Here is a 23,580-nt window from a genome sequence, read left to right as displayed (position 1 = left end):
CCGAGTGTTTTGGCTTTGAAATATATACTTATACCCCAACACTAATATGTTTAAATAAAGTAACATCAAATAGTCCTTTATCTGTAAGTTTTAATTCTGGGATGACTGGTAAACATAAAAATGATAAAATCATAAAAATATTTTGTGAGTGATGGCCTACAATGGTTTCTAGTATTTCATGCATGTATAAAAGTTTATTAACGATCACTTCATATGGTTGATTAGACATTAATCCTGCAATCGGTAATTCCACTTGGGCTAAAATTCGACTATTTTCTACAATGACTAACCCCCCTTGTGTGTTATGTAATGCCTCTATTGCTAGGATCATATCCTTATCATTCGTACCTGCAACGACAATATTATGTGAATCATGAGCAACGGTAGAAGCTATCGCTCCACACTTTAATTTCAAACCGTGGACAATACCAAGTCCAATATTCCCTGTGCTTCTATGCCTTTCACATACCGCCATTTTCAGATAATCCTTTTCTGGATTGCTTTGAAAAACACCCTCTTTTATATCTACAAAATCAACCCTTTTTAATGTAATAAGTTTTCCTGGTAGGATTTCAATGATATTAGCTTTTTGTCCTTCTTCAAGAGGAATTCGCAGCATCTCTTCAGTAATTTTAGGAGTTTTTACCGAATTCATGATAGTTTTTGGAATTTCAGCTTGTTCTTTCACTGGCTGGCCCTCGAAGTTAACGATTTTTCCACTTTTGATTACTTTATGAATGGTCAAATCAATGAGATTATCCACTATTAGCAAATCCGCTAAATACCCTGGAGCAACAGCCCCTTTATTTTCAATCCCATGGCATTTTGCATTGTTAATAGTGGCCATTTGAATGGCAATCAGCGGGTCTAACCCATTATTAACAGCTATTTTTATTGCATGGTTGATTGTGCCTTCATTAACCATTTCATCAAGATGTTTATCATCTGTACAAAAGGAAAATCGCGTACTATTTTTTAAAGTTATGGCTGGTAAAATAGCCAATAAATCCTTCGCAGCAGAACCTTCTCTCACCAATACCTGGAATCCTTTTCTAACTCTAGTTAAGGCCTCATTGGCATTTACTGCCTCGTGATCATTGCGTATCGAAGCAATACTATAAATATCAAGCTTATCATCGCTCAAACCTGCAGCATGGCCATCAATGACTAATTTCTTGTTTTTGACCATTTTAATCTTTTCCATCATATCTTGTTCGCAATTTATGACTGCCGGATAATCCATCACTTCGGCTAATCCAATTACCTCATCATATTCTAAAAGTTCTCTTAAATCATTGGAAGTGAGAGTTGCTCCATTGTTCTCAAATTTAGTTGCTGGAACAGAAGATGGCAATTTCATTAATATATCTACTACAGAGTTTTTAGCATCATTTATCATAAATTTGATACCTTCTATACCAGATACATTGGCAATTTCATGCGGATCGGTTACGACTGTTGTGATTCCATGTTTTATGATCGCTCGGGAAAATTCAGATGGCCGGACCATGGTCGATTCAATATGAATATGCCCATCAATTAACCCAGGTAGAATGTACTGATTGGATACATCTATGGCCTTTTCGCTCCATTCAAAACTTCCAATTCCAACAATATACCCATTATAGATGGCAACGTCTCCTTTATAGGTTTCCAGCGAATAAACATCAACAATCTCACCATTTTTCAGTACTAAATCAACTTCCTTAATGTTTTGGGCCTTTTTAATTAAATCTGAAATCATCGCCTTCATGATTATCCTCCACAGTTTAGTAAAGGCTGTTTTCGTAACGATTGTTGTTAAAATCTTAAAGCCGATTTTAACGTGAAAATAGTTATTTTGAGCCTTTGAATATAGTTTGCAAGCTCTTTTCTTATTAAATTTCTGCTGTTTTCTGCAAATACACTGCATAATCATTAATTTTTGTGATATAAAGCAACAAAGTTTAAGAAAAGAGCCTTAGTAAAAAAAGAAGGTGGATAAGTGATCCTGTCTCATAACTCTTCCACCATACTTATTATTACTTAATTTAGATTCGCTAATCGCTTTTTAACTTCTACAACAGACTGCATTCCAACTTCTCTACTGAAACAGACAAGAAAACAGGCCCTTTAAAGGAGCCTGTTTCAAAAACTTTTATTTTTCCACATCACCTTGTACCGTCCGAGCTATTTCTACGAGTTCTTTTTCTGTTAAGTTGTTTGAGGCAATCATATAGTCAACACCATCCACGGTCCAGGTGATGGAGCCATTAGAAACAGCACCAATGGTAATCCCTAAGTCAACTAGATCTCCATCCACATAGGTTGGTGTCGCCGAGGCTTCTTTAACCGTTACCTTTTCTTGTACAAGTGTAAATGACTTTTCACCTTCGTAGGTTAGAACTACTCGTTTACCATTTTCAAGTTTCACTTCTTTTTCATCTACTAATTCCGCATCTATGTCGGCAGTAGGATATTTAACGGTAAAGGCTGTATCCTTACTATCCGCCATCACCGGCAGGTTAAGATCCGCGCGAGTCATATTCTTTTTCATATCAAAATCACTGTCATCAAAGCTGGCATTAAATTTGACCTTTGAAAATTCCACCGTCACTAGCGCATTTCGATCGGGGTCCATCACTTTTACTATTGCAGGTGATAAATCATTTTTATTCAGCTTGATTTCCTGGATTGGCAGCATACTATTGTTTTGATAGCGGGTTTTGGTTTCAAATATATAATGATCCTTTGTATCGGTGAATTTGGATTCTTTATCTTCAAGGATGTCTTTAATTAGCGATTCGTATAAATAGGCCTGGCTACTGTTCTGCGGCCAATCGCTTTGGAATTTAAAGCTCTTTTTAAGAGCAGGTGTTAATACGAAAACCCCTTCTTTATTTCGTAAAATCATCTGACTTTGGTCTTTTTCAGCATTTTTTAAATTGACGCGGTAAAATGTTGGGTCTTTATGCCAAATCTCTACGTTATAAACTTGTGAATCTGTGCCCATTTTTAATGTCATTTTCGCATCCACTTTATAGCCCGTTAAATCATTTAGTTTCCCATTTAACTCTTTCACCACATCGTCTTTTGACTTAGAGCCACAGGCTGCTAGTAGAAAGATGACCAGCAACCCCGTAATCACCAGCAAAAACCTTTTCTTCAATTCCTTCAACCCCTTCTTGTCTCATTTTCATATGAATATAAAGAAGACTTGTCTCTCCCATTTCCCTATGAATATATGAGACAACCTTTTGGAATATGATAAAAGGTTTGTCCGGCGATTATGATTTTTTCTTATACATCTTCAATAATGACCTGAGCGACGGCATAATCTCTACTGTGTGAGATGGAAATAAAGCCTTTTCCTTCTGGTTTGGCAATAAAAGGCTTACCTAAAGGATCCGTTTCAATTTCAATATCGAGGAAGGATAACTCCTTGCCAATTCCCGTTCCCACAGCCTTAGAATACGCTTCTTTCGCCGCAAACCTGCCGGCTAAAAATTCTATTTTTCTTCGTTCGGGAAGCTGTTCAAACGTGTGTTTTTCATTTTCAGTAAGGATGCGGTCAACCAATTTTCTTTGTCTCGAGACAATTTCTTCAATTCTTGAAAGTTCAATAATATCAATTCCTATCCCTTTAATCATGCTCTATGTCCCTTCTATATAAAGTAAGCAACGCATAATAGTACTACAAGAACCCATTTCGGTTTATGATAATAAGTAAGGCTGTTTTCGTAACGATTGTTGTTAAAATCTTAAAGCCGATTTTAACGTGGAAATAGTTATTTTGCGCTTTTTGAATTTAGATTGCTAGCTCTTTTCTAATTAAATTTATGCTGTTTCCTGCGAAAACACTGCACAATCATTAATTTTTGATACAAAAAGCAACAAGGTTTAAGAAAAGAGCCTTAAGTAAAGAAACTAAAGGAGGTACTTATGTTTACGAGAACAGAAAGTTTTCGCGAATTTATCCGCTTTTATCCTGTTATTTCTATTATTATTGCCATCCATTTCCTTTTATATCTGTTTACTGCCTTACCTATATTTCCAAACTTTTGGTTTAAAGCTACTTTTTCCGGAGTAAATCTATATATTATGGAAGGTGAGTACTGGAGACTGATTACCCCGATTTTTATGCACGGCGGATTTGCCCATGTTCTATTTAACAGCTTCTCACTTGTTCTATTTGGTCCTGCACTTGAAAGCTTGCTCGGTAAAGGCAGATTCATACTAGTCTACCTTGTTTCCGGTATCCTAGCGAATGTAGCTACCTTAATGCTTGAACCTTTAACCTATGTACATGTTGGTTCAAGTGGCGCTATCTTTGGACTATTCGGTTATTATATAAGCATTATTCTCTTCCGTAAGCATATGCTGTCTCAGCAAAACTCGCAACTCATTCTTACCATTTGTGCGCTTAGCTTAATTATGACGTTTATCCAGCCCAATATTAATATAACAGCCCACATATTTGGCTTATTAGGAGGATTTTTACTAGGAGCAGCAACATCTAATAAAAAGAGGGATTGAGACCGAGGTTCGGTTCAATCCCCCTTTTCGTCATCCCTTGAAAACCAAGAGTAGATTTTTTTCACATCGCTTTTTTCCATATCGATCACCCGGCCCCCAGCACCCCCAAAACCAACTTTCACGAACGCCTCTAAGGTTGCCAGCTCTTTCCTTCTTTGAAAATAACTTTCTTTCACTTCTAGACTTTGTATTTTGTTCTTCTTTATAAAAACAGTTGTTCTAACAATGTTCCGGTAACGCAGAGTCAATTGCTGCTGTTCAAGACTCCAGCCCGCATCTTTATATTTTAATAGCCCCCAAAAAGTAAACAGTACAACAAAAATCAACGAAACAAGCCCCCACATCTTAAAAAAAGCAATCGCAATTGCCGCAATCGGAACGATAACGAACCAACTCCGTAGAATATAGCGACTCCTAGCTCTTTTTGGAACAGGGATAAAATGTGGATCCCATTGATAATCTGTTAGGTACGGCTTTAATATTTGTTCAATGCTTTGAACCTTAACAAGCGGCAGCAGCAAAACTTTTGAACCATCCTTATTCCTTGCAGAACCGCCGGCACTTTCCACGATAACCGATCCGTATCCAAGCCATTGGCGAACAATATTTTCATTAATCCGTATGGCTTGAATTCGTTTTAATGGAATTGTAATCTGTCTTTTTTCTAACAGCCCTTGAGAAATAACCAAGTCATGTTCCGTTTTCATGACGTTGAAGTTAGCATACTTTAACATTGTGCCAATCAGCGCTAAGATCCAAGCAACTACAAAACCTGCAAAAACAACGATAGCAATCAATATGATATTACCAACCGCCCACTGTTCGACTCCACGAAATAGCTTTTCATAAGGAATAAAATCGTCCAACTGTGATAAAAATGCCAAAACAGCCGAAATAACTACCCCTACTCCCCCAGAGGTAAGCGAAAGTAAAATTAACTGGGATGGGGTGATTTTAAATACCGTTTGTTGTGGAGCGTCTTCATACACCTCAACTTCAGGAACGGAACGATTTTTAGCTGCCGCAACATATTCCTGGATAAAACGTGCCTCTTCTTTGGAGATGGCCGATAGCACCGCTTCAGCTTCATCTTTTCCGCTGCCTCCCGCCGTTTCAATCTGAACCTTAACCATCCCGCATAGCCGCTGAAGAATGCCTTCTGTTATATCCAAGCTTTGTATTCGCTCTAATGGAATATATCGTTTCTTCCGGACAAAAACTCCATATTCGATCCGAAGTTCATTTTCTTCTAATCTGTAGGTATACCTCAGCCAGGACAAGATACTTGTCAGGATAATCGCAATGATCGCAATCGCTGAAACGGCAATCAGCACTAACTTACCACCCTCACCTTTATTCCAGATAAAAAACAAGGCAATAAAGGTAAAAACGAAGTCCTTTATTCTTTTACCTATATTCAAGACAATGACGATTGGATGAAGTCTTTTCGGCTCAAACATCTTCATCCGCCACCCTTGCCAGATTTGAAATAAAGCGTCTTAATTCTTCCGCTTCACTCTCTTCTAATGCAGGAATTTCATGGGCCGTTGCAGCTGTATTCACAATGACAGATGCTAGGTGGTATTTGCGTAAGAGGGGTCCCTGAACGGTATCGACATGCTGCACGCGAATCATCGGGATTAACGTCCGCTTTACAATGAAGATTCCTTCCTGTAGTTCAATTTCTTCTTCTCTCACATCATACCGCCACCGTCGCCACTTTAGAGATGGAATTAGATAAATACTAAAATAAGTAAAGATAAGTTCAACTGCAATTAATAAAACGATGATCCACAACGGAACATGAAACCTATGTAAAAAGAAGATTACTACGGCTGCTAAGATCCAACTAATAGCAACTTTAATGAATGCAGAAAATCTCCAAACTGTTAATGCTTTTTCAGAAATTCTCTTCTGCGGCTCAAGTATCATACTGTTCCTCCCAATTCCTGTCTATCTACAGCACTAGTATACCATGGAAGGAAACATCATTTGTTAAACAACTTCAAAACTCGATTGATCTAGGAGTTTTATCCCTGCTCGTCCCTGTAACTCCTCTATTAACCGAAATAAGGCAGCATCCTTTTGTTTTGCTTCAATCATACAGTGTATCTCTGGGATCGTACCTTTTATTCCAATTAGGAATCTCAAAAACATATCAGGGTCAACATAATCAGCATGAGCCCGATACTCTTTCTCAGAACGCGGGCTTGAAATATGCATCTTCACCGGGAGTGGCGAATGCTTCCACGTGCCGACGATCCTTTCCCAGTCTTGCTGCCAATCCTCTTCTTCATGGTTTGCCAAATGGTGATGATAATCAAACACCATTGGTATCCCTAACTTTTCACACAGGTATAGCGTCTCTTTCACCGAAAACGTTGTATCGTCATTTTCAAGCATTATCATTTGTTGAATCGCAGGTTGGATGTATCCCCAATTACGAATAAATTGTTCAAGTGCCTTTTCCTTATCCTCATAACCGCCGCCTACATGCAGAACACAACGGTGTTCTGTTCCAATGCTCATGCCCAAAAGCAGCTTCTTGTGCATTAAAAGCGTCTTTAGCGCATTGGTAAGTATCCCCTTGTTCGGTGTATTAAGCACAACAAAGTGGTCAGGGTGAAAGTCGATTCTGATGGGGTGCTCTTTTACATAATCACCGATTTTCATTAAGCCTTCATTCAGAGGTTTGATATAGTCCCAATCAGACAGATCCTCATGATTAGCCAATGGAATTAAGCGAGAACTTAAGCGAAAAAAATGAATTTGATTACCTACATTATGTTTTAATAACCTCAAACAATTTTCTAAATTGGATTGTGCAATTCTCTCTAGCTTACGAATCGCAGCGTCCCGGTCTTTAATCTTGTTAAATTGCGCAAAAGTCATCGTTTGCGATGGTGATGCATTTTGCAGTTCCACACTCATGGCCACATATCCAAGTCTAACAATCATTCTTATCACTCCTAAAAAAGCTGTTTCTATTACTGTTCCCATTAAACAGCCATAAAACAGAAAAAGAGAGCACAGACTTTATGTCCATGCTCCCTTACATATTTATTAACGATTAAAACTTCTTGGTTTACCAGAAGATGTGCGCTTTTCACCCGTTCTCGGCTTAGCAGGTCCCTTTTTACGATCACGATCGCCACCGCGTTCGCCGCCACCACGGGAAGAATTGTAACTTCTATTGTCACTTCTTCTACGGTCACCACCCTGTGGCTTTCTGTCCCTCTTAGAATGAGCCGGTGCTTCTTCCGTTAACTTCACTGGAGTAGTATCTGGTTCTTTTGTTAACATTTTTAAAACAGCAGCAATTACAGTTGAAGCATCATTTTCTTCAAGTAATTCGTTAGCAGCCCGCTTATAATACTGAAGATTGTTTCCTTCAATTGTTTGCACAATTTTATCTACAACTGCACGTTGTTGACCTTCCAACGCTTCATCAAGTGTTGGAGCAGTCATTCTTTCCATCTTACGTTTCGTCGTTCTTTCAAGTACATTAAGGTAAGATTTTTCACGTGGAGTGATGAATGTAAGTGCCATTCCTGACTTACCTGCACGTCCAGTACGTCCAATACGGTGAACGTAGCTTTCTGGATCTTGTGGGATATCAAAGTTGTAAACATGGGTTACACCAGAAATATCGAGTCCTCTTGCTGCCACGTCTGTTGCTACGAGTACATCAATGGTGCCTTCTTTAAATTTGCGAAGGACTTGCATACGTTTTGCTTGTGTTAAATCTCCGTGAATTCCTTCAGCTGTATAACCTCTTAACGTTAATGCTTCAGATAATTCATCCACCCGGCGTTTTGTCCGGCCAAAAATAATCGCTAATTCTGGTGATTGAATATCGAGAAGACGTGTTAAGACATCAAATTTATTTTTTTCCATGACTTCAAGGTAAAATTGTTCAATCGCTGGAACTGTCATTTCCTTTGTTTTCACACGAACAATTTGTGGGTCATGCATAAACTTTTCAGCCATTCTTTGAATTGGACCCGGCATTGTCGCTGAGAAAAGTAATGTTTGGCGCTCTGACGGTGTAGCAGCAAGAATCGTTTCAATGTCTTCAATGAATCCCATATTTAACATTTCATCTGCTTCGTCAAGAATAACCGTATTTACTGTATCTAAGCGCATTGTTTTTCTATTAATATGATCCAATACACGCCCAGGTGTTCCTACAATAATATGTGGGTATTTCTTTAATGAACGAATTTGGCGGCTAATGTCCTGTCCTCCATAAATGGATAAAACGCGAACTCTTTTACCTGAACCGATTTTGTAAAGCTCTTCCGATACTTGAATCGCAAGCTCACGTGTTGGTGCGATGATGATACCTTGAATCGCATCCTTAGTCACATCAACTTTTTCAACTAAAGGGATACCAAATGCAGCTGTTTTACCCGTTCCTGTTTGTGCCTGCCCGATCAAATCCTTATTTGCGAGGCCCATCGGAATTGTTTCTGCCTGGATTGGTGTTGCTTCCTCAAAACCCATTTTGAGGACAGCTTCTAAAGTGGCCTGACTTAGGCCTAAATCTTCAAACTTTGTCAATGTTTTCATTCTCCTTCATCTATGTGAAAATATTTTTAAAATTGCTGAATATTTTCGCCCGATACTCAGTAATGCGCAATGCGTCTCGCTCAGGGGCGAAAAGCGCTTTAGGGCGTGACGTTAAACTTCTTTTTGACTCATCGTCGGAACAAAGCGATCGATAGCCCCTAAGCGCGCAGCTAGACACGCATCAAAATGCCGTAACTAGGTAACATCTATATTTTACCAAAAAAGGACATTCTCCTTCAAGGAGTATGCCCTTTATTCATCGTTCTTTAGACACGTTGCTGATAATCATAACACTTTTACATCCTATTTGCAATTAATGCGAATTAGAACAAGTCCAACCAGCATTAACTTTCCATCAAAAAGTCATATACTTGGGAAAATAGGGCCTCTTTTTCCTCACAGTGACAAATATGATGGCTAGAATCCTTAATATACGTAAGCCTTTTTGTTTTTGCACTAATCGTACGATATAAGTACTCTGCACTTTTAGGAGGAACAATTCCATCACATTCCCCCTGCGCAATTAGTGTTGGCACTTCCACTTGTGGCAGAAGTGGTTTGATATAGGATACAAGTCTGCGAAATTGTAAAGTTGCTTTTATGGGCGTTGATTTTATTTTTCTTCTATACCGCTGAAAAAATTCATTGTTTTTTAAGTTTCCTTTAAAAGAATCAACCAGCATTGATTTTATTTCGCTGGCCATTTGTTTCGGATTGACATAATATGCGGCAGCACTGAGTAGTACAAGCTTGTCCACCGGATACTTTGCAGCTAATAGACTTGCAATCATACCACCCATAGAAAATCCGATTACATAAACCTGATCACAGGTATCAATTAATTTCTTTAATTCTGCTTCTGCGTGTTCAATCCACTGTTGATAATAGACACCTTTTAGGGAAAGATTTTCGCCATGACCAGGAAGAGTCGGGACACTGAATATCCAATCCGTTTGCTTCGTTAAATACTCAGCAAGCGGCTCGACTTCATAGGGTGCCCCTGTAAAGCCATGAATACATAAACAGCCAATCATATTCTCTCCACCTGCTTTGCTTTGAATATTTTTCTTTAGTGTTCCATTAACAGTATTTTGCATACGATGATATTTTGTGCTTTTATTTTTTCTGTAGTGCTGTAACAATTTCCTCTAATTTCATTCCTCTTGAAGCCTTAACTAGGATTAAGGTACGATCATTTACATGCTGTTCGAGTTCATTGATCAACACATTTTTATCGATATAAGCAAAAACTCTGTCTTTTCCTAATGTGGAACGCGCTCCTTCAGCAATATGTTCTGCTAATTTACCAAAGGTGAATACCAAATCAATTTTATCTGGATTTAATCCGACACCTATTTGTTGATGGTATTGTTCTTCTTGGGGTCCTAATTCAAGCATATCACCAAGAACTAGAATAATTTTTTCGTATCCCTTAAGATGTGAAACCAGTTCAATTGCTGCCATCATCGAAGTGGGGCTTGCGTTATAAGCATCGTTTATAATCTTTTCACCATGAAAACCTTCAACTAGCTCCATTCTCATATTGGTTAGCTTAACGCTTTTTAAACCCTCATTCATTTTTGTAAATGGAACTTCAAAACAATGAGCAATCATCATCGCTGCTAGTGCGTTTAATATATTATGTGTACCCAATACAGGAAGTTCGAAACTTTCCGAGGACTTATTTATTTTAAACCTATTTCCTTGTTGTAACTGGACGATTTCTGTTGGAAAAAAATCATTAGAATCACTTCTTCCAAATGTTTGAACATTAATATTCCCTTTGTATTTATTGATTCGCTCCATCAGAAGCGGTTCATCACCATGGAGTACTGCCAGACCGCCATCTTTTAGACCTTGCAAAATTTCCAGCTTTGCTTCTGCAATTCCTTCTCTTGAGCCAAGGTCAAGCAGGTGCGATTCGCCAATATTTGTGATAACAACAGCATCTGGGGAGGCCAGCTTTGTGAGAAATTCGATTTCTCCTCTACCGCTCATTCCCATCTCCAAAACGGCAATTTCTGTATCCTCATCCAAACCCAAGACGGTTAAAGGTAGTCCAATATGGTTATTGTAGTTCCCTTCTGTTTTTTGAACTTTATAGGTGGTGGATAGCAGGGAAGCCGTCATATCCTTTGTCGTGGTTTTCCCGTTACTGCCGGTAATGCCAACCACTTTTACTGGCAGCTGTTTTCGATATTCTCTCGCTAATTCCTGCAAAGCTTCCAAGCAATCATCAACGATAAGGATTGGTAAATGCACGGGTGGGTTCGGCACATCACTTTGCCACAATGCCGCAGATGCTCCCTTCTTCAGTGATTCCTCTACATATTTATGACCATCCGAGTTTTCGCCTTTAAAGGGAATAAATAAGTTTCCATTTTCAATTTTCCGGGAATCGATGGAAACACCCGTGATTTCGATAGCAGCAAAGGAGGTAATCTCATTTTCCACAGGAATCATTTCTGAGACCTGTTTAAGGGTTCTTTTTATCATGTCAATCCTCCAAATTTGGAAAGTTTAAATAAGGCTGTTTTCGTAACGATTGTTGTTAAAATCTTAAAGCCGATTTTAACGCAGAAAAAGCTATTTTTCCCCTTTGATTAAAGTTTACATGCTCTTTTCTTATTAAATTTTCGCCATTTTCAACAAAAACACAGTATAAATATTAATTTTTGTTATAAAAAGCAACAGAGTTAAGAAAAGAGCCTTAAATAAAGACACGGCGCTAGAGCCGTGTCAAAGTATTCTAGATGGTATATTTAATGTTTTGTTTTTCATCATGTCTTTCTTTTGCTAGATTGACTAGGGTCTCAATCAATTGTGGGTACTCCACACCTGTATGCTTCCATAATAATGGGAACATGCTAACCGGGGTGAAGCCTGGCATTGTATTTACTTCATTTATTAAAGCCTGCCCATCCTTCGTCAAAAAGAAGTCAGCACGCACAAGACCAGAGCAATCCAACGCTTTGAATGCATGAATAGCCATCTCTTTAATTTGCTGATACTCTTCAGTGGAAACATCTGCCGGAATAATTAAAGCCGTATCTCCGTCCTCATATTTCGCTTTATAATCATAAAAATCCTTCTTCGGAACAATTTCACCTGCTACCGAGCACTTCGGTTCATCATTGCCAAGGATCGCTACTTCAATTTCACGGGCTATGACACCTTCTTCAATAATTACCTTACGATCAAATTGGAAAGCCTCTGCGAAGGCAACCTCTAACTCGGAGCGATTTGTACATTTACTGATTCCTACACTTGAACCGAGATTGGCTGGTTTCACAAAGCAAGGGTACCCAAGTTTCTCTTCCACTTTTACATAAACTGACTCTTTTGCCTTTTCCCATTCTGTTCTAATAAACGCAACATAATTTACTTGCGCCAGACCGGCTTGCGCAAATACATTTTTCATCATCACTTTATCCATACCAGCCGCGGAGGCTAATACACCATTACCTACATATGGCAAATTCAACAACTCCAACAACCCTTGAACTGTTCCGTCCTCACCATTTGGTCCGTGCAGCAGCGGAAAAATCACATCCAATGAGCCAGTATCCTGTTGTTCGATTTTGGTAAAAATCGATGGTGCCAACGATAAAGGTGATAACTGATTTTCATTTGAAAATTCTAAGGCTTTAATGTTATCAACCGGTGCATGAAGCTGCGGACCTTTTATCCATTGACCTTCTACATTTATGTAAATCGGATGAATTTCATATTTTTCAAGATCGAGCGCCTTAATGACCGCAAGTGCAGTTTGTAACGACACTTTATGTTCAGCGGATTTACCGCCATATAATAACCCAATTTTCGTTTTCATACGTAACCTCCATTTTCGCATTCACAATTTTATTTTACACCTTATCGGGTAAAAATGAGACTGTAGAAGTCATGTTTTTTAGCGATTTTTTTCTTACTGTTTCCTAATCATTATTTTATGAAACTTACAGCTTGCTTAAAAACACTCAATTATCATTAACCTAAAAAAATCCCCCCAAATAAATGGAGAGATTAGATGACAGTAAGCTTCCATTCTTTTGTTTTTTTATCAAAGATGATTTTAGCATGACAGTTTTCATCGGAAATTTGTTCGTATTCCTCATACATATCATCCATTGTGGCAAAATCACCTATCACCCAGATCGGAATTTCCAGTCGAGTACGCTGATGATCCACATCCCTTAAAGAAATGCAGATACCCTCCTTCATAAAAGGAGTTAACGATAGGAGAATCTCCTTATTAATCGGTGGATATACACGTTTTTTCCTAATTCCAAGAATTGATTTTTCAAGCTTCAAATCTCCTAGTTTGCTTGAAAGTGAATGACTTAAGAGATGAAAGAAGTCCTTAAAGCTTCGATAATATATTTTATTAAAAAGACCATCTTCATGTGCCAAATAAACAAAACGGTTCCCTAGTTTATTATAAAATGGGAGCTTTAAATGCTGCTTTTGATGACCCAAATATAAAATTTCTGCTATTTCCTGACCAGTGAGTTCATTTAAACCCTCTTCTTCAACAAAGTCAATCCAGCAAAAATCCCCGTAGCTATATACATCCTCCGCCGCTAATCTTTTGATACTGTCCTCAGGACAATAGTCGAGCAGCGTGTGCATATTATAATCACCCTCATCAAAGCGATGCTTTATTAAAAGTAAATGGTTTAATGAACCCGATAAAGCAGCTGCAAATTCAGCAAATTCAATCCCATAGGATAGGACATACTGATCATTTTGATTTAGATGGACATAGACGAGGTCCGGTATGTCTTGATGATGCCTTTTCAAAGCCAACTCCTCCGATCAGGGAAAATTATATCTATAATAATGAGTTAGGTAGTACTCCAGTATAACAATATCACCAATATTACCCAATCCTTCACCATTTTATCATTAATAGTTCAAATAGCTTATTTCATTTGTTTTACATTTCATATGATATTTGTGATACTTTTGAAACAGTAAGCTTGATACTTATTCGAATAACACATACTAGTCTTACATTCCTTCCTAGTATTTACACGACTATTATCAAAAAATCATTTTTTTACATACTTGTTATAGAGAGGAGCGTGTACAGGATGATTAAGGATATGACTCAAAACGAAATTAGTTTGCATATTATTAAGTTATTAAAGGAAAACAAAAAGTCAGACTTTATTACTATCCTCGAAGAATTACAGCCCTATGATACAGCAAAAATATACGAAGATTTACCAGATAAGCATAAACTTCGATTCCTCCTATTCTTAAATTTCGAGGTACTGGCTGACCTGATGCAGGAACTCGAAAAAGAGGAACAGCTTGAGGTTTTAAATAAGCTTGGGATTGAGAAATCCAGTAAAGTCCTTGATTTAATGGACAATGATGATTTGGCCTTGCTCCTAGATGAACTCTCGCCAGAGAAGAAACAGTCATTGCTTTCTGGTATGAAGGTAGAAGAGTCTAAAGCGGTAACCGATATCATGAATTATCCGCCTGAAACGGCTGGAAGAATGATGACCAATCGGTTTGTCTGGATTCGAAATGATTATACCGTTAAAGAAGCTGTAGAAAAGTTAAAGACATTTGCCGAGTTTGCCGAGTCCATTAACTACCTATATGTTGTCGATGAAGCGAGAAAACTAGTAGGTGTTGTTTCTTACCGGGACTTACTATTAGCGGATCCTAATGAAAAAATTAATACGATTATGTACGAACGCGTTCTGTCTGTTTCGGTTACAACCGACCAAGAAGTTGTTGCTCAGATGACAGAACGATACGATTTCCTTGCTATTCCTGTTGTGGATGAGGGAGATATCCTTGTCGGGATAGTAACCGTCGATGACATTATTGATGTAGTCATTAAGGAAGCCAATGAAGATATAGAAAAATTATCTGCCTCTGGGAAATCGATTGACTTTGAAACAAAGACATTGGTCGCTGCTGCTAGAAGGCTACCATGGCTGATATTGCTTTTATTTATCGGCCTCATCTCCGGCAGAATCATTAGCAGCTTTGAAAACACCCTGGAACAGGTGGTTGCCATTGCCTTTTTCATGCCGATGATTGCTGGCATGACTGGAAATACAGGAACTCAGTCACTTGCAGTGGTGGTAAGAGGTTTAATTTCACATGATATTAATAAGAGCGTGATCGTTCGCTTAATTGCCCGAGAACTGGGTGTTGGCGTGACAATAGGGATTACCTGCGCTATTCTCATATCCATCATTGCTTATTTCTGGCAGGGCAGCTTTATCTTAGGCGCAGTTGTCGGAGTATCCTTATTTTTAACCCTCATTATTGGAACTCTGGCCGGTACAATCATCCCGCTTATTTTATTCCGTTTAAATATTGACCCTGCCGTAGCTTCTGGACCATTGATTACGACGATTAATGATATTTTTTCGTTACTTACCTATTTTGGTATCGCAACGATGTTCCTAAATTATCTTCTGTAAACACGGTTTTTAAGAACGTGTTTATTTTTTTGAAACCTTTATACTGATAAAATCGTCTTACCTAATAGGTTTGTAATAATTTTCCTAAATATATTGTTCCAAAATCTTTTCTTTGTTAGCATAGCACTATATAAACAGATAAAATTGGGTGTGGCATATGGACAATTTGACAAAAAAAGTGGATCGCTTTGATTGGACGTTAACATTAATTCTTTTTCTATTTTTCTTAGTGAGTTGTGCAGGTATTTATAGTGCCCAAAGTGCTGGACAGTACAAAGATAATTTCTTAGTTAGACAAGCTTTCTGGTATGTTGTTGGTGCAGTGATCATTTCAGTCACAATCCTTTTTGACAGTGATCAATACAAGCGGCTTTCTTGGTACTTGTATGGATTTGGACTTATTTTACTTATTGGTGTTCTTGTTGCACCGTTAGATATCGCACCAATTAGAAATGGAGCAAAAAGCTGGTTCATCACTCCTGTTGGTTCCATTCAGCCCTCAGAATTTGTAAAAATATTTTTGATTTTAACCCTAAGCCATGTTGCTACTAAGCATCATGAAAAATATCTCGTGAAGACTATAAAATTAGATTTTTGGTTACTGCTTAAATTAGGAATCACCACTGGGATTCCCATTTTCTTTATTATGAAGCAAAATGATTTAGGTACTTCACTCGTGTTACTATCAATTTTAGTGGGTTTCATTATCGTCACAGGCATTACATGGAAAATTATTTTACCTATCTTCACTACCGGTGCCTCACTTGGAGCGTTTATTATTTACTTAGTGGTGCAGCGACCGGATATACTAGAAAAGTATTTGCATGTCCAGGAGTACAAATTTAATCGCATATATGCATGGCTCGACCCGTTTAATCATTCAAGCAGCTCAGGATACCACTTGTTAAAATCATTAAGTGCGATTGGGTCTGGGTTGATCACGGGAAAAGGCTTCGGAAATCGTGAAGTATATATTCCCGAGGGACATACCGACTTTATTTTCAGTGTAATCGGAGAGGAATATGGATTTGTAGGCGGCAGTATTGTCATTGGTCTATTCTTTCTATTAATTTATCACTTAATTAAAACGGCCTTGGATACCAATGAACCGTTTAATACATATATCTGTACAGGAATCATTTCGATGCTTACTTTTCATGTTTTCCAAAATGTCGGGATGACCATTCAGGTACTCCCGATTACAGGAATTCCCTTACCCTTTATCAGCTATGGCGGCAGTTCATTGATGGGGAATATGTTTGCCATGGGACTCGTCTATAGCATTCGTTTTCATCATCGTAATTACATGTTCTCATCTTCCAAGTCCTTAAGCAGCTAAAATAAGCGCAGCGGAGATTTCCGCTGTTTTTATTTCTTTCTTATCAGAAGTGGTATAAACTAAGAAAAGCGAATAAATATTTACATAAAGTGATGGTGGATTATGAAGGAATTTATTTTTTCCGTTTTGGAGTTCTTATCCGAGTTAGGTTACTTTGGAATTGCACTAGGATTAATGATAGAAGTAATTCCAAGTGAGATAGTTTTAGGATATGGCGGTTATATGATTTCAGAAGGTATTCTCGGTTATCCTGGAGCGATTATTGCTGGGACCATCGGTGGAACTTTTGCACAGCTATTCCTTTACTGGGCGGGATATTACGGAGGACGCCCGTTTTTGGAAAAGTACGGTAAATATGTCTTAATTAAAAAGAAGCAAATTGACCTATCCGAAGAGTGGTTTAGAAAATATGGAGTTGGCGTTATTTTCTTTGCCCGATTTATCCCTGTTGTCAGACATGCGATATCCATTCCCGCCGGGATTGCGAAAATGTCTGCAGCAAAGTTTACCATTTATACGGTAGCAGCCATTATTCCTTGGACCATCCTCTTTCTTTATTTAGGACATGTGTTAGGGGAGAATTGGTCACATATTAAAGAATACGCTGCCCAATATACGCTGCCTATTCTCATCGGAGCAATTCTACTTGGTGTTATCTATTACTTAATAAAGAAAACAAAAAAAACAACCACTGATTAATTTCAGAGGTTTTTTTTCTGCCATTAAACCTACATTGACAAAAGGATAGGTTTGAAAATAAAATAGACCTTACATGTATTTTTTGTCGAAAATACTAGATATAAGTCGAAAGGATTGATACTTTGAAAAAATTCGGACTAGCATGGCAAATTTTAGTAGGATTAATACTCGGGATTATTGTTGGAGCAATATTTTACGGAAATCCTGATGTTCAAACATATTTACAGCCTATAGGGACCATCTTTATCCGCCTGATAAAAATGATTGTCATTCCGATTGTTGTCGCCAGCTTAATTGTGGGTGTAGCAGGTGTCGGGGATATTAAGAAACTTGGCACTTTAGGTGGCAAAACACTTCTTTACTTTGAAATTATTACTACCGTTGCTATTATTATCGGTTTAGGTGCCGCAAATCTTTTTCACCCAGGTACTGGAATTAATATGGACAACCTGAGTAAAAAGGATATTGGCGGATATATCGCCACTACAGAGCAAGTGGAAAGCCACAGCCTGGCAGAAACATTTATTAATATAGTCCCTCAAAATCTATTTGAATCCCTCGTAAAGGGCGATATGCTGGCCATAATTTTCTTTTCCATCTTTTTTGGTCTCGGTGTCGCAGCAATTGGTGAAAAAGGAAAACCAGTACTGGCCTTTTTCCAAGGAACCGCAGAAGCGATGTTTTACGTGACAAACCTAATTATGAAATTTGCTCCATTTGGTGTTTTTGCCCTTATTGGTGTAACAGTTTCAACCTTTGGTGTTTCCTCATTAATTCCATTAAGCAAGTTAATATTTACAGTCTATGGGGCAATGGCATTCTTTATTTTAGTGGTCTTAGGACTTGTGGCAAGGTTTGTCGGAATTAACATATTTAACTTAATCCGCATATTAAAAGATGAATTAATCCTTGCCTATTCAACCGCAAGCTCCGAAACCGTTTTGCCAAAGGTTATGGAAAAAATGGAGCGTTTCGGCTGCCCTAAAGCCATTACATCCTTCGTCATCCCGACTGGCTATTCGTTTAATCTTGATGGCTCCACGCTATATCAAGCACTAGCAGCTATTTTTATCGCTCAAATGTACGGCATCGATCTTTCCATTAGTCAGCAAATATCGCTTATGCTTGTACTTATGGTAACGTCAAAAGGAATCGCTGGAGTTCCTGGAGTATCCTTCGTTGTATTACTTGCTACATTAGGGACTGTTGGAATCCCGTTAGAAGGTTTAGCCTTTATCGCAGGAATTGACCGAATTCTTGATATGGCTAGAACCGTTGTAAATGTGGTCGGAAACTCACTGGCCGCAGTCGTCATGTCAAAATGGGAAAAACAATTTGATACAGAAAAAGCTGAAAAATATTTAGCTGAAATCAAAGATGCAAAACCTGCTATTCAATAGGAAAAAGGCTGCCTAGATTAATCTCTGGGCAGCCTTTTCTTGATATTTTATAGCATCATACTTGTTATCGCAGCTGTTAATAAGCTTACAAGGGTTGCTCCGTAAAGCAATTTCAACCCAAACTTTGCTACAAGATTTCCTTTTGCTTCATTCAGCCCCTTTACGGCACCTGAGATAATTCCAATCGATGAAAAGTTCGCAAAAGAAACAAGAAATACTGAAATAATTCCGACTGTTCTACTTGATAGAGAATCTGCTGCTTTTACTAGATCCATCATGGCTACGAATTCATTGGACAGTAATTTCGTTGCCATAATCGTACCAGCCTCCACCATCTCTGCTGCAGGCACTCCAATAATAAAGGCAAGCGGTGAAAACACATATCCCAGGACCATCTGGAAGCTGATCCCGAAAATGGCCTCAAATACATGGTTAACCATACTAATCAACGCAACAAAACCGATCAGCATCGCTCCCACAATGATGGCAACCTTGAAACCGTCTAAGATATACTCCCCTAGGACTTCGAAAAATGTTTGCTTTTCTCCTTCTTGGACCTCAATAATATCTTCCTCATCTTTTACATCATAAGGATTAATAATATTGGCAATCATGAATCCGCCAAATAAATTTAAAACAAGCGCTGTTATCACGTATTTGGGGTCAATCATCGTCATATATGCCCCTAAAATCGACGCAGAAACCGTTGACATGGCTGAAGTACACAATGTATACAGGCGATGTTCAGGAATATAGGGAAGCTGTTTTTTTACAGAGATAAATACCTCTGACTGGCCAAAAACAGCAGACGCAACAGCATTATAGGATTCTAATTTACCTAATCCATTTACCTTGCTTAAGATAACACCGAGGTAGCGAATGATAATCGGAAGGACCTTAATGTATTGCGCAATTCCAATTAGGACAGAAATAAAAACGATTGGAAGAAGTACATTTAAGAAAAACGGTCCAGCTCCTTCATTCGCCATTCCTCCGAAAACAAAGTTGATTCCCTCTGCTGCATAACTTAATAAATGATCGAACAAACTTGCGACTGCAGAAATCATCACAAACCCGACTTCTGTGTTAAGTAGCAAGAAGGCAAATACAATTTGTATTACTAACATAGTAACCAGGGGTTTAACCTTGATCCTTTTCTTATTGTTACTCACGATGTAGGCTAACAAAAAAATGATTACAATCGCTGCCAGAAATAGTACATACTTCAAAAAATATCCCTCTCCTATTCATGTTGCTCTATCAATTATGTAAGAAGATAGAAAGCACATTTATTTTCGACAATTATCGACGTTTTTCTCATCAATGACCCAGTAGATTATAAAAGTCCTACTAAAGAGTGTCAATCGATTGAGTGAAAGTAGTAAAATTCAGGTTTTTCACTTTTTATTATTCCGCTTCTATTTTTCCTTAGTCTCTCACAAAGGCTCTTTTCTAAAACTTTGTTGTTTTTAGGTAGAAAAACTAATATTTGTGCTGTATTTTCGCAGAAAACAGCCTTCACAAAAAAAAAAACCACCAAATGGGTGGCTTTTAAACAATAACTGTATATTTATTTTACCGCTGTTTTAATCACACGTTTCATGGCTTGAATGTGTCCCAAGTGCAGGTTCTCATGGAAAAGGGCAAAATTTATTAGTTCGCCAAACGTTTCCTGACCTAGAAAAGGCTCTTTCAACTTTTCACTAAATCTTTCAACTGGAATTTCCTTCATTCTATTTAATTGATCTTTCAACTGACTAATCAAGACCGATACAGAAGGAACATCCCCTTGCCAATCTGCTGGCTTTGTCCCTTTAGCAAATAGCTCCGTATAGTTGGCTGGTAAATGGCTTGTATTTTTAGGATATCCAAACATAAAGGTCTCAGCTGTCGTTAACACATGTCCAATATGCCAATGAATATTGTTATTAAAACCCTCTGGTTGCACGTCAACCTGGCCTTCTTCTAACGCTTCAACATTTTTAATAAAGAAACTTCTCGTTAACCCCATATTACTTAACAAAAATTGGCTCATACTATCATTCCTCCCCTATTTGTCCCTTGCACTTCTTTATTTTATACCAATTTCAACCAAGTTTTAAGTGTTATTCTTACATTTCCTCAGGAGCTTCAATTCCTAATAACCTCAATCCTTCCTTTAGAACAACCGTAACAGAATAGACTAATGCTAGGCGAGCCTGCTGCTCGGCATTTTCTTCAAGGATTTTTACCTCAGCATAATATTTATTAAAGGCTTGCGCCAGATCAACAATATATTTAGCAATTTGCGATGGATCAAACTGTTCAAATGACCTCTTAACCGCATTTGGAAACTCTGAAAGTAGAATGACAACCTTCCATTCCTTTTCCCAGGATGGTGAAGAAATTTTTAAGTCGGATCCTGTTTGCCACGTTGCTTTTCGTAAAATCGAGCAGCCCCGTGCATACGTATATTGGACATACGGACCCGTTTCACCTTCAAAACGGAGCATTTCTTCCAAGGAAAACTCAATATCATTCATTCTAAAGTTTTTTAAATCATGGAACATTACCGCCCCAACCCCCACTTGTTTCGCAACTGCATCTTTGTTTGTGAGATTAGGATTTTTTTCTTCTATATTATTTTTCGCCATCTCGATCGATTCATTTAAGACTTCTTCTAATAAAACAACCTTCCCTTTTCGTGTTGACATTTTCTTTCCGTCTTTTAGCATCATCCCAAAAGGAATGTGAATCATGTTCTTTGCCCATTGGCAGCCCATTTTTTCTAACACGGCAATTAGCTGCTTAAAATGAAGGCTCTGCTCATTTCCAACGACATATAAAGATAAATCAAAATCATAATTTTCTTTACGATAGAGAGCTGCTGCTAAATCGCGTGTCGCATAAAGGGTGGCTCCATCAGACTTTTTTATTAGACATGGAGGTAATTCTTCTTCAAGTAGTTCTACCACCTGAGCCTGATCAGATTCAACCAGCAATTGTTTATCCTCTAATAATTCAACTACTCTATCCATTTTATCATTATAAAAAGCTTCCCCTGCAAAGGAATCAAATTGGACGTTCATCAATTCATAAATTCTTGAAAACTCCTGTAAGGACTCATCACGGAACCATTCCCAAAGTGCTATTGCTTCCTCATCCCCATCTTCAAGACTTTTAAACCAGCTCCGGCCCTGCTCTACTAGTGCGGGATCACTTTCGGCTTCCTCATGAAACTTAACGTAGAGGGTTAATAATTCCTTAATTGGGTTTTGTCTTACCTTTTCTGCATCTCCCCAAAGCTTATAAGCCGTAATTAATTTACCGAACTGTGTACCCCAGTCACCAATATGATTGATTCTAATTGGCTTATATCCGCATTTTTCAACAATGAAAGCTAGGGCATTTCCAATTACCGTTGACCGTAAATGGCCCATTGAGAACGGCTTTGCGATATTGGGCGAGGACAAGTCAATGGTTACATTTCGGTTATCACCGAGGTTATGAGCACCGTAATGCTCCTTTTGCTCCATAATTTCAGCTATGATCGCTTCCGAAACCATTCTTTTATTTAAAAAGAAATTAATATAGGCTCCCACCACTTCTACCTTTTCTATTGTTGGTGATTCAATCTTTTCACTTACTTCTTGCGCAATAACAGTTGGCGATTTTCGCTTCACTTTTGCTAATGTGAAACACGGGAAGGCTAAATCACCATGCACCTGACTTTTTGGTTTTTCGATTAACATTTCAAGCTCTTTGACATTCATCTCATGACCTAGGACTTCAAATAATATTTCAGCAAGCTCCTGTTTATAATTCATTTTTACGACCTCCAATTTCTCTCTTTTGTCCAGCTTCAACGCCTAGGGGCTCGAGGCGTTTCCACATTTCGTTAAAAAAAACAAAAAACTCCCGTCTCTATGTTGAAGAGACGAGAGTTAACTCGCGGTACCACTCTACTTGTTCCAAAGAACCAGCTTGGCTTGTTAACGGAGAACTTCTCCGGTCTGCCCTACTGCTTTCAGGCAGACATCTCAAAAGTGCGCTTCATTCTCTGATTTGTATCAGGCTCACACCATCCCTGACTCGCTAGGACATTCCCAGAAAACTACTCTCTTTTTCATTGATTTTTCCGACTAGATTTTGTTGTTATTATACTGGATAAGAATGGTTTTATCCAGTCATTGGAGATTATTTTTTAAAAATAGGCAACCCTAATCGTTAAGGAGGGATAACAATGGCTAGAACAAATAAAATTCTTGTCCCCGAGGCAAGAGATGGCTTAGATGCCTTAAAGGCGAAGGTCGTTCAGGTACATAATCCTGAGGATGCCAAATTTGAAGCAGCAGAAGAGGTTGGTGTTCCTTTGAAAAAGGGTTACAACGGCCAGCTCACTTCTCAGCAAGCCGGAAAAGTCGGCGGCAGGTTAGGCGGCAGCATGGTCAAGGAGCTAGTTAAAATGGCACAGGAAAACATGATTAAAGAATAGCGGAAGTGCCCTGGTCAGCGGCGTTTGGCCTCCTCGAAAAAGCTAACGCTTTTTCTTCGTGCGAAGTCTATGCTGCCGGAGCGTTCCCTTGTGGAGCGCTTCAACTGAGATAAAGGAAACACGAAGAGC

20 protein-coding genes and 1 other annotated feature are annotated in these 23,580 nt (G+C 38.4%); of the genes, 6 read left to right on the top strand and 14 right to left on the bottom strand.

Going from position 1 to position 23,580, the window contains the following annotated elements; genetic code table 11:
• Window positions 1–28: 28 nt before the first annotated feature.
• The 3 genes from ade to acpS all read right to left on the bottom strand — a co-directional run bounded on the left by ade (window position 29) and on the right by acpS (window position 3,630).
• On the bottom strand, window positions 29–1,753 hold the full coding sequence (gene ade, locus V7124_RS09140; protein ID WP_335488315.1) for an adenine deaminase: 1,725 nt from the start codon (window positions 1,751–1,753) through the stop codon (window positions 29–31).
• 384 nt (window positions 1,754–2,137) lie between these two features.
• Window positions 2,138–3,148 (bottom strand): LolA family protein, encoded by a 1,011-nt coding sequence (locus V7124_RS09135; protein WP_335488312.1) that lies wholly within the window; start codon window positions 3,146–3,148, stop codon window positions 2,138–2,140.
• 131 nt (window positions 3,149–3,279) lie between these two features.
• Window positions 3,280–3,630: a holo-ACP synthase gene (gene acpS / locus V7124_RS09130; protein WP_335419090.1), complete on the bottom strand. Its 351-nt coding sequence runs from the start codon at window positions 3,628–3,630 to the stop codon at window positions 3,280–3,282.
• A 291-nt stretch (window positions 3,631–3,921) separates the two neighbouring features.
• Here acpS and V7124_RS09125 point away from each other — a divergent pair, with 291 nt between their 5' ends.
• The gene (locus tag V7124_RS09125) at window positions 3,922–4,515 is read left to right on the top strand and encodes a rhomboid family intramembrane serine protease (RefSeq protein ID WP_335488309.1); all 594 of its coding nucleotides are present in this window, start codon (window positions 3,922–3,924) and stop codon (window positions 4,513–4,515) included.
• A gap of 14 nt (window positions 4,516–4,529) precedes the next feature.
• Here V7124_RS09125 and V7124_RS09120 read toward each other — a convergent pair whose 3' ends face one another.
• The 8 genes from V7124_RS09120 to V7124_RS09085 form a co-directional block, all read right to left on the bottom strand.
• Window positions 4,530–5,975, bottom strand: a complete 1,446-nt coding sequence (locus tag V7124_RS09120) for a PH domain-containing protein (protein ID WP_335488305.1) — start codon at window positions 5,973–5,975, stop codon at window positions 4,530–4,532.
• Window positions 5,968–6,447 carry a PH domain-containing protein gene (locus V7124_RS09115; RefSeq protein ID WP_335488302.1) on the bottom strand — a complete coding sequence of 160 codons (480 nt, stop codon included), beginning with the start codon at window positions 6,445–6,447 and terminating at the stop codon, window positions 5,968–5,970. Before V7124_RS09115 ends, V7124_RS09120 begins: the two co-directional genes overlap by 8 nt.
• Window positions 6,448–6,510: 63 nt before the next feature.
• Window positions 6,511–7,473: a UV DNA damage repair endonuclease UvsE gene (gene uvsE / locus V7124_RS09110; protein ID WP_335419078.1), complete on the bottom strand. Its 963-nt coding sequence runs from the start codon at window positions 7,471–7,473 to the stop codon at window positions 6,511–6,513.
• A 105-nt stretch (window positions 7,474–7,578) separates the two neighbouring features.
• Window positions 7,579–9,087, bottom strand: coding sequence for a DEAD/DEAH box helicase (locus V7124_RS09105; protein WP_420489569.1), 1,509 nt, complete (start codon window positions 9,085–9,087; stop codon window positions 7,579–7,581).
• 344 nt (window positions 9,088–9,431) lie between these two features.
• Window positions 9,432–10,121 (bottom strand): alpha/beta hydrolase, encoded by a 690-nt coding sequence (locus V7124_RS09100; protein ID WP_335419073.1) that lies wholly within the window; start codon window positions 10,119–10,121, stop codon window positions 9,432–9,434.
• Window positions 10,122–10,203: 82 nt separating this feature from the next.
• Window positions 10,204–11,583, bottom strand: coding sequence for a UDP-N-acetylmuramoyl-tripeptide--D-alanyl-D-alanine ligase (locus V7124_RS09095; RefSeq protein ID WP_335419071.1), 1,380 nt, complete (start codon window positions 11,581–11,583; stop codon window positions 10,204–10,206).
• 253 nt (window positions 11,584–11,836) lie between these two features.
• Window positions 11,837–12,919, bottom strand: a complete 1,083-nt coding sequence (locus V7124_RS09090; RefSeq protein ID WP_335419068.1) for a D-alanine--D-alanine ligase — start codon at window positions 12,917–12,919, stop codon at window positions 11,837–11,839.
• 191 nt (window positions 12,920–13,110) lie between these two features.
• A complete protein-coding gene (locus V7124_RS09085) occupies window positions 13,111–13,887 on the bottom strand; it encodes a hypothetical protein (protein ID WP_335419064.1) in 777 nt (258 codons plus the stop codon).
• A gap of 293 nt (window positions 13,888–14,180) precedes the next feature.
• Between V7124_RS09085 and mgtE the strand changes: the two genes are divergently transcribed.
• The 4 genes from mgtE (at window position 14,181) to V7124_RS09065 (ending at window position 18,977) form a co-directional block, all read left to right on the top strand.
• Entirely contained in the window at window positions 14,181–15,539 is a 1,359-nt protein-coding gene (gene mgtE / locus V7124_RS09080) for a magnesium transporter (protein ID WP_335419061.1), read from the top strand.
• 157 nt (window positions 15,540–15,696) lie between these two features.
• Window positions 15,697–16,878, top strand: a complete 1,182-nt coding sequence (locus V7124_RS09075; protein WP_335419058.1) for an FtsW/RodA/SpoVE family cell cycle protein — start codon at window positions 15,697–15,699, stop codon at window positions 16,876–16,878.
• 99 nt (window positions 16,879–16,977) lie between these two features.
• Window positions 16,978–17,577 (top strand): DedA family protein, encoded by a 600-nt coding sequence (locus tag V7124_RS09070; RefSeq protein WP_420489570.1) that lies wholly within the window; start codon window positions 16,978–16,980, stop codon window positions 17,575–17,577.
• A 122-nt stretch (window positions 17,578–17,699) separates the two neighbouring features.
• Window positions 17,700–18,977, top strand: coding sequence for a cation:dicarboxylate symporter family transporter (locus V7124_RS09065; protein ID WP_335419051.1), 1,278 nt, complete (start codon window positions 17,700–17,702; stop codon window positions 18,975–18,977).
• 47 nt (window positions 18,978–19,024) lie between these two features.
• Here the strand turns inward: V7124_RS09065 and V7124_RS09060 are convergent, their stop codons facing one another.
• The 3 genes from V7124_RS09060 to argS all read right to left on the bottom strand — a co-directional run bounded on the left by V7124_RS09060 (window position 19,025) and on the right by argS (window position 22,783).
• Window positions 19,025–20,206 carry a NupC/NupG family nucleoside CNT transporter gene (locus tag V7124_RS09060; RefSeq protein WP_335419048.1) on the bottom strand — a complete coding sequence of 394 codons (1,182 nt, stop codon included), beginning with the start codon at window positions 20,204–20,206 and terminating at the stop codon, window positions 19,025–19,027.
• Between the two features lie 341 nt (window positions 20,207–20,547).
• Complete coding sequence (locus V7124_RS09055) at window positions 20,548–21,012, bottom strand: DinB family protein (protein WP_335488299.1); 465 nt, start codon at window positions 21,010–21,012, stop codon at window positions 20,548–20,550.
• A 76-nt stretch (window positions 21,013–21,088) separates the two neighbouring features.
• Window positions 21,089–22,783 carry an arginine--tRNA ligase gene (gene argS / locus V7124_RS09050; protein ID WP_335488296.1) on the bottom strand — a complete coding sequence of 565 codons (1,695 nt, stop codon included), beginning with the start codon at window positions 22,781–22,783 and terminating at the stop codon, window positions 21,089–21,091.
• A gap of 103 nt (window positions 22,784–22,886) precedes the next feature.
• Window positions 22,887–23,095 (bottom strand) — a binding site (T-box leader).
• Between the two features lie 104 nt (window positions 23,096–23,199).
• On the opposite strand from argS, the gene V7124_RS09045 reads away from it, so the two are divergent.
• Window positions 23,200–23,451: an alpha/beta-type small acid-soluble spore protein gene (locus V7124_RS09045; protein ID WP_335488293.1), complete on the top strand. Its 252-nt coding sequence runs from the start codon at window positions 23,200–23,202 to the stop codon at window positions 23,449–23,451.
• Window positions 23,452–23,580: the final 129 nt, after the last annotated feature.

Origin of the sequence: Neobacillus niacini (assembly GCF_036961885.1) — a bacterium.
GTDB classification, from domain to species: domain Bacteria; phylum Bacillota; class Bacilli; order Bacillales; family Cytobacillaceae; genus Neobacillus; species Neobacillus niacini_H.
The sequence above is the reverse complement of the archived record's forward strand: the minus strand, read 5'-3'. Positions and strand labels throughout refer to the sequence as shown.